This is a genomic window from Lysinibacillus sp. G4S2 (genome assembly GCF_030348505.1).
Taxonomy (GTDB): Bacteria; Bacillota; Bacilli; order Bacillales_A; family Planococcaceae; genus Lysinibacillus.
This window is the reverse complement of record NZ_JAUCFJ010000002.1, coordinates 1,376,015-1,390,021: the sequence shown is the minus strand read 5'-3', so window position 1 is coordinate 1,390,021 and position 14,007 is coordinate 1,376,015. Positions and strand designations below refer to the sequence as shown.

Here is a 14,007-nt window from a genome sequence, read left to right as displayed (position 1 = left end):
TAGTATTTCAAGACGTGCACACACTCTAGATTATTCAGATAAACCAAGAAAATCTGCATATGTATGCGGCTCGTTCTCCTTTAAAATTGTTAAAAATGTAAATGCAAGCTGCACAACCGACCACCATCTCATATTGTAGGACTTTTCAAAGCGAGCAGGCTCTAATGTAAAAACATCCTGAAAAATATCAAGTGGCTCAATTTGTTCATCTTTTAATATTGAGAGAAACCCTAAAAATAACGTATGATCTTTGACCTCAATCATTTTTTTATCAACAAGTTCATCAATATTTTCTGGTTGTTGAAAATTACATTGCGTCGCAACGTACTTCTCTAAATCCTGCGCACGTTGCCTTTCCTCACGTTCTCTTTTCTTTGCAATAAAATCAATGACGTTACTCACGCGCATCGCCTCTTCTTTTTTTCTTTTATTGTAGCATCTTTTACAAAACGATTGCCTCGACACGGCCCCCATTTTTTTCTTTCTGCTAAAACAAAAAAGAATGATCTTAGCAAATTTGCCAAAATCATGGCTCTTCACCATAACGTGTGGTTGATTTCTTTGATAGAAAGAGCTTGTTTTTCGATAAAAACCCAAATAGTTTCGATAAAATGAGATTTTGTTTCGATAAAAGCTCAAATAGTTTCGATAAAGAGCGATTTTGTTTCGATAAAGTGCGATTTTGTTTCGATAAATCTTCAAAGTATGCCTATAAAACGGACGAAAGAGATTTAGCAATTCTGTTTTAGGGCTCGACACTAAAACATTCACAAAGATTTTTTCAATACTAAGAAAAGAGTTGTCTCTTGCGCTGAGACAACTCTTTTTTCGGCTCTTCGACAAAAAAAGCGAGGTTGATTCCGTTCCGGCTGGACACTTCGCTTTCGCACAGAGCTCAGCGACAGCAACAATTACACCGTAGCGAAATTAATTGGGATTGTTATGGTCACTTTCCCTCCACCAGTTGATAAATCATTATCAATTAACAGCGTTCCTCCATGTTTTTGAACAATTGATTGGGCAATATATAAACCCATACCATGGTGATTTCCTGCATTTCTACTTGGGTCTCCTCGATAAAACTGTTTGGTAGCCTCATTTAAATCCTTAGGAGAGAATCCACAGCCGCTATCTGTAACGATAAATTGAACAATATCAGTGGCTCCTTCAACTGATAAAAAAACGTTTCCATTTATCGGCGTATACTCCACTGCATTGACAATAATATTTAAAATCGCTCGACTGAAAAGTTCCTCATCGATAAAAATACGCTCTGGTAATATGCCCTTTTGTACATCAACATGAAGTTTTTTTTCAGAAGAAAGTGCCTTCATTTGATTGTCCAACTCTGTAAGAAATTTCTCCGTTTTAACGAATGTTTTTTCACGAACGATATTTTTCTCCATTTTCGATAGATCAATAAGCTCTTTTGTGAATTTTTCTATTACAATCGTATTTTTCAAAATATAGTCATTATATTCTCTTTGCATATCGTCTTGTACAGTGTCCTGTAAGAGCTCTGCATTTCCCCTAATAATTGTAAGTGGTGTTTTCAAATCATGAGCAAGAGCAGAAATTTGTTCTCTACGTGTCTGCTCTGTTTCCCATTGCTGTTTTAACGAGCTATTTAAAGCCTCTTTCATCTGCTCAAGAGACATCGATATTTCATCTATTTCACGAATCCCTGAATGGTTAATCGTAAAATCCAAATTTTGATTTTGTATTTTTTCGATTGCTTCCTGTAAGCCAAACATTTTTTTCTTTAGACTTCTACCAAAGTGGATCGCGAGCACAGCTGCATAGGATACTATCCCTATAATGAGCAATAGAAATTCTAATAGTTGCGGATTAGGAAAATATTGTCTTAGAATTTCCGAACGATACTGAGGTACTAAATAATACCGTAATATACAAATCTCATTTTCTCGCTCTATAAACGAGTAAAATTGGGAGCCACTTTGAGTTCCCCCTTTTTTCATGACATCCCAAGCTTTAAAAGCTTCCTTTTCTGAAAGATTCCCTGCAAGAAATTGTCCATCTTTAGAAAAGACAGCATAGTCAACAAGGTCTGGAATAATATCAGCTGTAATCGAACTACTAGACGCAATACGATCCCTTGATAATGAAATTTGAGTTTCTGCATAATTTGCTGGCAAAACGATGTTGGTAGAAAAGGACAATAAAAATAAACTAAACAGTAGTACTACGAATAGAATAGTGCCTATACAAAGGAAAAGTAGATATTTAAGGAAAAAAGTATGAAGGCGCGTTCCTTTATTGGGCTTCATTGTCTCCATTTATATCCAATCCCCCAAACAGTGTCAATGACATCAATTTCAAAGGCATGTAGCTTTGAACGAATATTTTTAATATGCTCCGTAATAGCGGTACTATCACTTCTTCCATCAAATCCAAAAATCGTTTCATAAATCTTTTCTTTAGAAAACACTTGTCCTCGATTTCGAGCTAGAAATTCACATATTTCATATTCGCTTTTTGTCAGCATTACCTTCTCTTCATTTACATACAACTCTTTACCAGATAGATTGAAATGAACTTGATCTGCAAAGAGAATGCTACGTCTCTCTCTTTTTTCGCGTCTTAAATGTGCATTCACTCTCGCACGTAGCTCTCCAATTCCAAAAGGCTTAACTATATAATCATCCGCACCAAGGCCTAGTCCATACATTAAATCTTCTTCTAATGATTTAGCCGTCAAAAAAAGAATAGGACAATCAACAGCATGTCGGATTTGGCCACATAATGTAAACCCATCTAATTCGGGCATCATCACATCTAGTAAAATTAAATCGAAGGCACCAAGATCCATTTTATTTACTTCCGTTGCATTAGAGACTACTGTTACTAAATGTTCGTCTTTTAGTAATGCATTTTTTATCAATACTAAAATACCTTTTTCATCATCTACCGCTAATATTTTTGCCATATTTCTACCCTCATCATTTCTTCATACCCTAATTCTCCGATTTTCTTCCTTCCCATTTCCAAAACCATAAACAAGACAGGGCTAAAGCTAGCAATGTTCCACTAACAGAAGCAATAATTCCAGCTTGTAATCCCGTTTCTACCATTGATAGATCAATTCCTGTCGCCTTCATTGTCCATAATGAAACGAAGTGACCACCCCACCCATAAGGTATAAATGACCAAATACCATCACCTAGTCCAGTAAGCAGTAAGGCTACTAAAAGTGATCCCACAATCCCTAATCCGATTGAGGCGCCTTTACCAAATTGAAGACTAACAAAAAGATGTAAAATATATAAAAATACATAGCTTACAAATAGAATACATCCAGCTATTAAATAAAATTGAAAACCAAAAGTATCTTCATGCAAAAGTTCAATAAAACCAACACTAAAAATACCTACGGACAATAATATTGCCCCAAAACTAAACAACAATAACAGTAGTAGTTTGCTTAAATAGGCCACTATTTTTGTTTTAGTAGCTTTTAGCATCTCCTGGAAATGGCCTGCAGTTACTTCTTGCTCCGCCGCCATTGCACAAACTAATCCAATAATCATTGGAAACCCACATGCTACTGCTTGAAGATATGCCGTTACCCTATCATAAAAACCCCATGGTGAATAAGTATAGTATGCTAAAAACATCCCTGAAATAATAATAGGTACAATGAGATGTGTAAGTAAAAAAGGCGTTCTTTTTGTTTTAAGAAGCTCTGCTCTAAGTAATCTTAACATTACCATTGACTATTTCGCCTCCCTTTTCTGAAACCATCGTGCAGTAAGGAAGCTTATTAAAGCAAACCATGCTAAGGCAACTAGTATACCTGGGACTATAACCCACGTGTTTAATAATGGACTGCCCTCAGGGACCGGCAAACCATTTGGTAAAATCTCAAGAGTTGGACAAATTAGCCTTGCTGTAATGCCATAAGGAACGCTAAACCAAAATTCTCCATCTGCAAGTGCTACTATCCCCACAATATTGCCAACTAGATTTATTAAAATAGCTATATAAGTTCCTAATTTTGCTGCAAGGAATAGACAAAGTGGAATTTGCCATAAAAACGTTAAGAAAATTAATAAACTACCTGTAAAACTATTTGTTAAAGGAAAGCTATTTCCAAAAAGTATTCCACCCGCAGTAATGCCTGCAAAGAAAATGAGTGTAGTTAATAGCAACCAGGCACTACATGCAAGTATTTTGCCAAACCAAATCTTTTTAAGATCAATCGGCATTGCGAGAATGCTATGATATTTTAATTTCGCATCTTTCTCTACCGCTAACGCACAACATATTGTCAGTGCACCCGGCAAGAGCATTGAATACCACCAATTATAAGCACCCTTTTGAAAAAAACTTCCTCCCATTAAACCTGCACTCAGTAACAGCGTCACGATGGGGGCTAGCCAAAGTAATTTAGGAATAAAAGTCTTTTTCCATTTTAATCTTTCTGCCTTCATAATTGGAATCATTTTTATATGCCTACCTTTCGATTAGCAGACACGACTTCCATAAATAACGATTCTAATTCCTGTCCTCGCGGAGCAACTCCCTGATAGCCTAATTTACCACCTGCAATAATGCCAATTTCATCAACGACCTGCTCCACTTCTGAAAGTATGTGGCTCGATAAAATAACTGTAATACCTAGCTCTGGAAATGATCGAATTAGTTTTCGAAGCTCTTGAATACCGATTGGATCAAGACCATTTGTTGGTTCATCAAGAATTAACAGCTTTGGATAGTTTAATAGCGCAATAGCTATTCCTAGGCGTTGTTTCATCCCTAAGGAAAACTGTCCTGCTCGTTTTTTTCCTGTATTGGTTAAGTCAACAATTTTTAATACTTCGTCAATACGCGATACTGGTAAACCTAGTGCAATCGTTCGAACCTTAAGATTTTCTCTTGCCGTTAAATTTTCATAAAGCGATGGTGTTTCAATTAATACGCCAATATCTTGTAAATCATTGCGATTCCATTCATGTCCATTAAAAAATATCTTTCCTGTATTTGGACGCAACATCCCTGTAATCATTTTTAACGTTGTTGATTTGCCTGCACCGTTAGGACCGAGTAAACCGTATACTGTATTCCGTGGTATAGTCAAAGTCAGGTTTTCTACAATTGTTTGTCCTTTAAAGCTTTTACTAAGATTTTCAGTTTTTAAAATAAAATCATCCATAACAAGTCATCATCTTCCTTTCGATGACTATAGTGTAGAAAATGATTATAAGGAATTTATAAGGATAGCGAAAATTATGTGGAACATCACTATGAAAATCAATATGGGCAAGGTTTTTGTGGCACTTTAAATGAACGGAAATCACCCCCTCGTTTTGCCGAAGAGTCATACTTTGTCATATGACAGCTTAATTTCATAGTCTTTTAAAAACATGAAAAAGCATTTGGAATGAGGACATCCCAAATGCTTTTTGTCATGCAATATGAAATTTGATTTACATAAATTCTTTCACTAATTCATTAAAATCATTTTCGCTCATTTTAATATCAATGTCCGTTAATGGTAGCTCTGAGTAGCCTGGTACTTTTTCTTGATATGAAGTTGTTTCAGTATCTTGATAAATAATACCTGTTACTAATCCTTCATGCTCCATTACTGTACGCATTGCCATACCGCGGTTAGAATTGTCATAGCCCTCGATATCAGCAAGTTTTGTTAAGTTCTCTTTAAACCAATCGTAAGTGTTCACTTTATTATAAGTAACACAAGGTGAGAATACGTTGATGAATGAGAAGCCTTTATGATTAATACCCGCTTCAATTAAAGCTGTTAACTCTTTAATATCCGTAGAGAAACCTTGTGCCACAAATGTAGCTCCACTTGTTAAAGCTACTTCTAATGGTTTTAATGATGGCTCAATCGCACCACCTGGCGTAGATTTAGTAATAAATCCTGCAGCAGAGCGTGGAGATGTTTGCCCTTTTGTTAAACCGTAAATTTGGTTATCCATAACAACGTATGTGATGTCAATGTTACGACGGATGGCATGAATTGTATGACCCATACCAATCGCAAAACCATCCCCGTCACCGCCAGAAGCAATAACTTTTAAATCACGGTTTGCCATTTTTAAGCCCTGTGCAATCGGTAATGCTCGACCGTGAATACCGTGGAAACCGTAAGAATTAATGTAACCTGAAATACGGCCAGAACAGCCAATACCTGAGATAACAGCTAGTTCGTTTGGTTCAATACCCACATTAGCAGCAGAGCGCTGAATTGCAGCTTGTACAGAGAAGTCTCCACAGCCTGGGCACCAGTTTGGTTTCACTGTATTACGAAAATCCTTAAATGTTGCCATTAGCGAGTCAACTCCTTCACACGATTTTCTAATTCACCTGGCAAGAATGGTGTACCATTATATTTTGTAATAGTCTCGATCTTATCGTGACCACCAATATTCATCTTCATAATATTTGCTAATTGACCTGTGTAGTTATTTTCTACAACAATTACTTTTTTCGCTTTTGCTACAAGCGGTGCCACCTCAGTAGATGGGAATGGGTGAATTAAACGAATATGCGCATGGTTTACCTTCATACCTTGAGCATTTAATCGCTCTTGCACTTCTTCAATAGCTCCACGAGTTGAGTTAAAGCCTACTAATAAAATATCGGCTTCTTCGTGTGGCGCATTTGCGTATACTGGATTGTCAAATTTCAATGCAGCTAGCTTACGGAAACGTTTATCCATTTGTACTTGACGGTTACCCGTTGCTTCAGATGGTTTACCTGTTTCATCGTGTTCAACCCCTGTTACATGGTGAATACCGTTTAACGTACCAGGTAGTACACGTGGTGAAATACCGTCTTCCGTATTTTCATAACGTTTGAAGTATGCTTTATCAGCCGCTTCTTCAATGTCGTCAGTGACAATTTTACCGCGACGAATTTCGATTTTATTGTAATCGAATGGTTCAACAGATTGTTTACCTAGAGATAATTGTAAATCAGTCATTAAAATAACTGGTAATTGTAATTCCTCTGCAATGTTAAACGCTTGGATTGTGTCAAAGAATGCTTCCTCCATTGTAGAAGGTGCAATCACTACTTTTGGAATTTCACCATGCGTACCATATAACATCGCCATTAAATCTGATTGCTCTTGTTTTGTCGGTAACCCTGTTGATGGACCACCACGTTGTGTATCAACAACAACTAGTGGCTGCTCTGTCATCCCTGAAAGACCAATCGCTTCCATCATTAATGAAAGACCAGGACCAGCTGAAGCTGTAAAGGAACGAACACCACCAAAGTTTGCCCCAATTGCCATTGTAGCTGCAGCAATCTCATCTTCTGTTTGAATAACCGCACCACCGAATTTTGGTAATTTCTTAATAAGGTATTCCATAATTTCAGATGCTGGTGTAATTGGGTAGGCTGCCATAAAGCGTGTCCCAGCAGCAAGTGCACCAAGTGCTATTGCATCGTTCCCAATCATGAACATACGGCGATTGCCATCTGCTGGCGCAAGTTTCCATTCACCTACACGATCGCCTAAAAGCCCATTCATTAATTCATGACCACGTGCAATGGCCTCCATATTTTTTTGAACAACTTCTTCGCCTTTTTTACCAAAAATATCATCTACAACATTTTGGAACACTTCGTCCTCTAAATTTAGCAATGAAGCTGTTGCTCCGATTGCCACCATATTTTTCATCAATGAAGTGCCCAGTTCTGCCGCTACCTCAGTAAAAGGTACCGCAAATAATGGCGCTTTTGAATCTTCTGGCTTTACCGGATCAAATTTTGAATCCGCTAAAATAACACCTGTTTCTGTTAACTCTTTATAATTGACGTCGATTGTTTCTTGGTCGAACGCTACTAAAATATCTAAATCATCCGCAATTGAACGTACTTCTGTTGGACGAACTGTAATTTTATTATTCGTATGGCCACCTTTAATTCGTGAAGAGAAATGACGATAACCGTATAGGAAGTAACCTAAACGATTCATTGCCATTGAGAAAATTTCGCCTGTACTCTCAATCCCTTCACCCTGTTGCCCACCGACTTTCCATGAAAGCTGATGTAACATGTCAACAACTCCTTAAATCCAATGTGTACTATTTATTTTTCCTTCATAAGTTTAACATGAAGAAACGGTCTGCACTATTGTTATTCCACGATTTAAATGAAATTCAGACCTTTGACTGAAAATCCTGTTCAAAAAGTTGTAATTTTCAAATCAATTAAAATTAACTTGCTGATTTCAAGTGTTATTTAACATGTAAATATGTAAAGCATGAACAAAATTTTCTGAACTATGCAACCATATTTTTAATTACTATGCAAAACGAAAAAATGCCTTGCAGCTTATTATGTGCAAGGCATTTTACTTCATAACTTTTTTATCGAGTACGCTTTTCTACAAGAAGCTTTAAGGCTGTACGTTCCTCACCAGCAATTAAAATATCGGCAAACGCTGGTGCGCAAATTAAATCTGTGCCACTTGGCGCTACAAATCCGCGGGCAATGGCCACTGCTTTCACGGCTTGGTTAAGTGCACCTGCCCCAACTGCTTGCATTTCTGCTTGCCCTTTTTCTCTGATTACCGCGACTAATGCACCTGCAACTGAATTTGGATTAGAGCGTGATGATACTTTTAATGAATCCACAATTATTCCTCCCCGTTTCGCGAATAGTGTTTACGCTCAACAACTCATGTCCCTCTTTTTTGGACTCAAGTTATTGTCGATAGGTCATTTTATGCTCGGGAAGAAGAAAATAGACTATTTTCATTTCTTATATATCGAAACAATCGAAAAAGACTGAAAATTTACACAGAAACTACTGGATCAATGAAATAATGATATCATATTAAAAATAGTGGGGCTTATCAAAACGTGAGGGTGATTTCCGTTCCAGGCTACTCGCTTTGCCATACTTTATTTAATATAATGGTTTATTTTCATCGACATAACAATTTTTAAACATAAAAAAACTACTGTGTATTTTTTAATACACAATAGTTTCTCACTTGCCTTATCCTTGAAACGGATAATCTTCATTTATATAAATTCGCTCACAATGTAGAGCTTTTCCTGTTTTATCATCAATCTCTACAAAGAAACCACTTAACACTTCGCGTCCTTTTTTCGGGACTTCAAAACGCGATGGCATATTTGTTTGGAATTTATAAATGACACTTTCCTTCGTCATCCCTAAAATTTCATCGTATGGACCTGTCATACCAACGTCCGTAATATAGGCTGTTCCATTTGGATAAATACGTGCATCGGCTGTTTGCACATGTGTATGTGTACCAACGACCGCTGATGCCTTTCCATCTAAATGCCATCCGAGTGCAATTTTTTCACTTGTCGCTTCGGCATGAAAATCCACGAATACTAGAGGTGACGTTTTATGTGCTTCTTCGATCAATTTCTCTGCCATCGCAAATGGATCCTCATGAGGCGGTAAAAATACTCGACCATGCAAATTAATAACAGATAATGTTACACCGTTTTTTGAAATTTGCACCATTCCTTTACCTGGTGCCTCATTTGAAAAGTTTGCCGGGCGTATTAAATAATCTGCATCATCTATAAAATCAAAAATGTCTTTATTATCCCAAGTATGGTTACCCATCGTAATAACATCTACACCCATTTGTAATAGATCATTATAAATATTTCGGGTAATTCCACGACCTGCTGCTGCGTTTTCACCATTTGCAATGACAACATCTAAATTGTATTTTTTCTTTAAGCGGGGCAAATATTTTTCCACAGCATCTCGCCCTATTGAACCTACAATATCACCTATAAATAAAACTTTCATTTTTACAATACCACTCTTTCTATCCATTACGCCTTACAGTCATTTTGATTTCTTGCTAATGACATTGAGAGGCTTACTCTTCATTACACACACCTAAAATGGCAATTACTATGCTTTCATTGAAGATAAATAAATATAAATAACATCATTAATTGTAACCTCAGTAAGTGTATTAAGCAAAAAAAATATAAATCACTAATTATTTTGCAGATCTCTATATTATTTTATTCTTTTTCAAATTAACATAAATAATTGTAGAGGATAAATTTAGCCAATTCATCTTTACTAACCTAAAAAAAAGTAATTGCTTCACATCTCTATTAATAAGCTTGACTTTTAATAGATCCGGATACTTTTTTAGAAATGATTGTATCTCTACTTTAATATCTCGTCTAACTCTATTTGTCTGTATTTGATGCACGATCACAAGTAAACCTTCAAACTGATAATTTAAAAAGCTATTCTTCACTTCATTATACACTTTGCCAATTTCCAGCTCTTTTTTCAATCTTTCATATAATACATCATACTTCTGACGTAAATTAACAATTGACCCTCTTGTTAATGAGTTTTCGTTTCCGACATTATAGTAATATAACTGCTTCGGAACATAACAAATGGCTTGATTTTTTATGACAGCTCTCGTCATAAAAACTGTATCCTCTGCAAAACTCATATCTTCATCAAATCGTAAAGCATATTTATCTAGAAAAGATTTTAAATATAATTTACAGCTAGCAAAGCCAAAATGCCTTTCTCCTATTTCAGAAAATAACTGATTTAAACATTCTACTGCACTATAAGTACAATAAGCCTGAGATGAATAACTCAATTGCCTACTACCAGTCTTCTCCTGCCAATATAAATCACACTTTGCAATATTCGATCCCGTTAATCTACAAGCAAGATACAATTCTTGGAGCATTGTTAACTCAATCCAATCATCTGCATCAACAAAGGTTACATATTGACCATTTGCATGCGCAATGCCTAAATTCCGTGCTTTACTTACACCTCCATTTGGTATATCAAAAACAGTGATTCGTGCATCTGCTTTAGCAAATTTTTGTAAAATCATCATTGATTGATCACAACTACCATCATTAATAGCAATAATTTCAATGTTTTTTAACGTTTGGTGACATATGCTAGTTAAACATTTCTCTAAATATTTTTCTGCATTATAAACAGGAAGGATGACACTTACTAAGATTTGGGGTTCCAAAATTTTGCACCTCCCTTATTTAAAGTAGTGACTTTTAGCTGCTCAAGCCACCTTTTTCTCGTTTCTTTTTTCAAGCCTATACATAAAAGGCTAACGCCTACAATTACACTATAGAAAAAAATATATAGAACGATTGAAAACCAAGTAATTGTCGGATTTGTCACTAGCCACAAAAGCTTTATAAGACTGATGGAAAGTCCAAAGGGAATAGCTAATCTTCCTATCGCCTTCCAAAAGCTATAAATATCTAATTTTATTTTCTTATGATAATAAATATTCATGATTACTACATTCCCAATAAACAAAGAACACGCTGTGACAATCGCTGTACCAATTTTTCCATAATAATAAATAGCAGGAATCGAAATAAAAATATTTCCTACCGCTACACTTATTAATAGAATCGTTCTAAATTTAAACAAATTTTTCGCCTTTAACACACTTAATCCCATATTTTGTATGAGATCAATTATGAAAGGCATCATAATAATTAACACAATATAATAAACGGCTATAAAATCTTTTCCTAACCATAGCGTTAAAAATTCTTTTCCAAAAAGAAAAAAGCCTCCCAAAATATAGCCAACTACTAAAAACTGCATGGATCCTACTTTTATAAATAATTTATTAATGTGCACTAACCCATCTTCTTGTGTCACTAATATAGAGATTCGAGGCAAAAATAAACCGCTAATCGCCAATGCCAGTGACATAAAAATTAAGACAATTTGAATAGCAACTGCATAAATTGCCACATCTTCAGTTCCTTTTAATATACCTAAAAGAATTTGATCCGTTTGCCAATAAATTTTATCGACAATAACCGTAATAAAAATAAAAATGGCATAGACAAAGATTTCCTTTATAAATGCTCGATTATTCATTTTAAACGTAAATTTAATAGCTAATACTTTCAGACAAAATAGCGCATCAATTAGTAAAAAAAGCGCATTGTAGATGGCTACAATATAAATCAATGTAACAGCATTTGTACCCTGTAAAAGAAAAAACAACATCGTTAGAGGCTGTATGATGACCTGTAGTAATGCTGTTAATTTAATAAAAATAAATTTTTCATAAGCTTGTAATATGGAGGAAAATACGCTTAGTGGAAATTGCGCAGCCAAGCTTATTGTCATAATATAGCCCATTATCTTGGCTTTATCTAGCTGCTCAACAGTCAGGCTTTTTCCAAAAATAACGTCCACTTGTGAAAATAAAAGAAAGCCAATAAATAATGTAATGAAGCCAATGCCTATAAATAGTTTTAGAAAAAAACCATTTAACGACGCTTCTAACGCTTTATCATCCGTCGCTCTGTTTCTAGAAATATAGCGCACAATGGCGTTGCCTAACCCTAGATCTAAAATGGAAAGGTAACCAACAAGTACAATCATAAGTGAATATAAACCGTACTCTTCTTGACCAAGTTTCGAGATGATTATCGGCGTAAATATTATGGAAGAAATAATCGTACAACCGATTGTTATATATGAAAGAACTGCTGCAATTTTAATTTCTTTCATATATATTTTTAGGCAACACCATTGGATACAAAGACTGATATTGCTCTATTACCTGTTTAATATTGAAATTAGCTAGTACGTGCTCTCTACCAAGCCTTGCCTTTTCAGCATATTGCTTTGAACTATAATTTAATGCTTTATTCATGGCTTGAGATAACGCATTAGCATCCTTTGCAGTGACTGTCTCACCGAATTCTCCCACTAAATATTTACAATCACCAACATCTGTCGTGATACAGCACGTTCCACTCGCTAATGCCTCCACTAATACATTTGGTAACCCCTCACCTGAGGAGGATAAAACAAACAGATCAGCAGCCGACATTAACGGTGATATATCATCTCTACCGCCTAATAAAAAAATGACTTCCTCTAAATGGGCATCCTTTATCATTTGAAGTAACTCACTATTATTCTCATCTATTTCAAGCCCTACTAAAAACATATAAAAATCCTGTCTTTCAAGCCTTAACAGCTGTAAACTAGCAATTAAATTTTTATAATCCTTCAAAGGGTCCCATCTGCCAACATGTAATAAAATATGTCGATTCTCTACATCAAAATGCTCGAAATAATATTGCCTCTTGATACCAGGCTTAAACAGTTCCGTATTTATACCATTGACGATGACCTTATGTTGATGACTGTCGTAGCCAATTTCTTCATGAATCTCTTTTACTTTTGGACCACAGGAAATAATCATATCCACCTTTTTAGATAATCTCGCACAAAGCTTTGCAATTAAAATCGTTGTCCATTTATTTTCCTTTTTATCTAAATTGCTATGGTGAATCCCCCAAATTAACTTTTTTCTCCAAACTCTTGAAATCAGATAACCCAATAAGTTTGAATGGTACATCCACGTTTGGATAATATCGCTATTTTTACATACTTTAAAACACTTTAGTAATGAGCGTAGGAAATTAGATCTCAAATCACAAATATAAACATTCATATTTAATTGCTGTTGAATTAACTCGCCATACACATCCATCTCCGTCAAACAAATAACATCTACCTCATACAAATCTCTATCAACAGATTGTAATAATCGATAAAGCATAGTTTCCGCTCCTCCAAAGCCAATCGCAGTTATGATATGAGTAACTTTAATCTTTTTTTGTATACGATCATCCTCTTTTTAATCATGAGTTTAGATTATATTTGCTTACATTAGGGCCTAAAGGGGTGATGCTTTTACCTGAACGAATTCTTTGAATCTCTTATAAGAGCGGTTGAGTCTTCCACCTGAGCAGGTCCTCTGCTTACCAGAGCTGTTCTTCCGGTTACCCGAGCGATTGAGTCCCCTACCTGAGCAGTTTCTCCGGTTACCCGAGCGATTGAGCCCACTACCCGATCAGTTCCTCCAGTTACCCGAGCGGTTGAGCCCACTACCTGACGTTGAGCCCACTACCTGAACAGTTCCTCCGGTTACCCGAGCGGTTGAGCCCACTACCT

The 14,007-nt window shown here is 35.8% G+C and carries 13 protein-coding genes; all 13 read right to left on the bottom strand.

The features are described from left to right. Nucleotides 1-30: 30 nt before the first annotated feature. Nucleotides 31-408, bottom strand: coding sequence for a 2-oxoglutarate ferredoxin oxidoreductase subunit beta (locus tag QUF91_RS07020; protein ID WP_289417252.1), 378 nt, complete (start codon nucleotides 406-408; stop codon nucleotides 31-33). Between the two features lie 503 nt (nucleotides 409-911). Continuing rightward, complete coding sequence (locus QUF91_RS07015; RefSeq protein ID WP_289417251.1) at nucleotides 912-2,297, bottom strand: sensor histidine kinase; 1,386 nt, start codon at nucleotides 2,295-2,297, stop codon at nucleotides 912-914. Further along, nucleotides 2,285-2,947, bottom strand: coding sequence for a response regulator transcription factor (locus QUF91_RS07010; protein ID WP_289417249.1), 663 nt, complete (start codon nucleotides 2,945-2,947; stop codon nucleotides 2,285-2,287). Before QUF91_RS07010 ends, QUF91_RS07015 begins: the two co-directional genes overlap by 13 nt. Before the next feature lie 28 nt (nucleotides 2,948-2,975). Continuing rightward, complete coding sequence (locus QUF91_RS07005; RefSeq protein ID WP_289417247.1) at nucleotides 2,976-3,731, bottom strand: lantibiotic immunity ABC transporter MutG family permease subunit; 756 nt, start codon at nucleotides 3,729-3,731, stop codon at nucleotides 2,976-2,978. A gap of 3 nt (nucleotides 3,732-3,734) precedes the next feature. Further along, a complete protein-coding gene (locus QUF91_RS07000; RefSeq protein ID WP_289417246.1) occupies nucleotides 3,735-4,463 on the bottom strand; it encodes a lantibiotic immunity ABC transporter MutE/EpiE family permease subunit in 729 nt (242 codons plus the stop codon). Between the two features lie 2 nt (nucleotides 4,464-4,465). Further along, a complete protein-coding gene (locus QUF91_RS06995) occupies nucleotides 4,466-5,173 on the bottom strand; it encodes a lantibiotic protection ABC transporter ATP-binding protein (protein WP_289417244.1) in 708 nt (235 codons plus the stop codon). Nucleotides 5,174-5,447: 274 nt separating this feature from the next. Then, on the bottom strand, nucleotides 5,448-6,314 hold the full coding sequence (locus tag QUF91_RS06990) for a 2-oxoacid:ferredoxin oxidoreductase subunit beta (RefSeq protein WP_285394571.1): 867 nt from the start codon (nucleotides 6,312-6,314) through the stop codon (nucleotides 5,448-5,450). Then, entirely contained in the window at nucleotides 6,314-8,053 is a 1,740-nt protein-coding gene (locus QUF91_RS06985) for a 2-oxoacid:acceptor oxidoreductase subunit alpha (protein ID WP_285394572.1), read from the bottom strand. Before QUF91_RS06985 ends, QUF91_RS06990 begins: the two co-directional genes overlap by 1 nt. A 313-nt stretch (nucleotides 8,054-8,366) precedes the next feature. Beyond that, nucleotides 8,367-8,633 (bottom strand): stage V sporulation protein S, encoded by a 267-nt coding sequence (locus tag QUF91_RS06980; RefSeq protein ID WP_053594284.1) that lies wholly within the window; start codon nucleotides 8,631-8,633, stop codon nucleotides 8,367-8,369. Between the two features lie 367 nt (nucleotides 8,634-9,000). Beyond that, entirely contained in the window at nucleotides 9,001-9,798 is a 798-nt protein-coding gene (locus QUF91_RS06975; protein WP_285394695.1) for a TIGR00282 family metallophosphoesterase, read from the bottom strand. A gap of 214 nt (nucleotides 9,799-10,012) precedes the next feature. Further along, complete coding sequence (locus QUF91_RS06970; RefSeq protein WP_285394574.1) at nucleotides 10,013-11,023, bottom strand: glycosyltransferase family 2 protein; 1,011 nt, start codon at nucleotides 11,021-11,023, stop codon at nucleotides 10,013-10,015. Then, the gene (locus QUF91_RS06965) at nucleotides 11,005-12,549 is read right to left on the bottom strand and encodes an oligosaccharide flippase family protein (RefSeq protein WP_289417243.1); all 1,545 of its coding nucleotides are present in this window, start codon (nucleotides 12,547-12,549) and stop codon (nucleotides 11,005-11,007) included. Before QUF91_RS06965 ends, QUF91_RS06970 begins: the two co-directional genes overlap by 19 nt. Continuing rightward, complete coding sequence (locus QUF91_RS06960; protein WP_289420025.1) at nucleotides 12,536-13,636, bottom strand: glycosyltransferase; 1,101 nt, start codon at nucleotides 13,634-13,636, stop codon at nucleotides 12,536-12,538. Before QUF91_RS06960 ends, QUF91_RS06965 begins: the two co-directional genes overlap by 14 nt. Nucleotides 13,637-14,007: the final 371 nt, after the last annotated feature.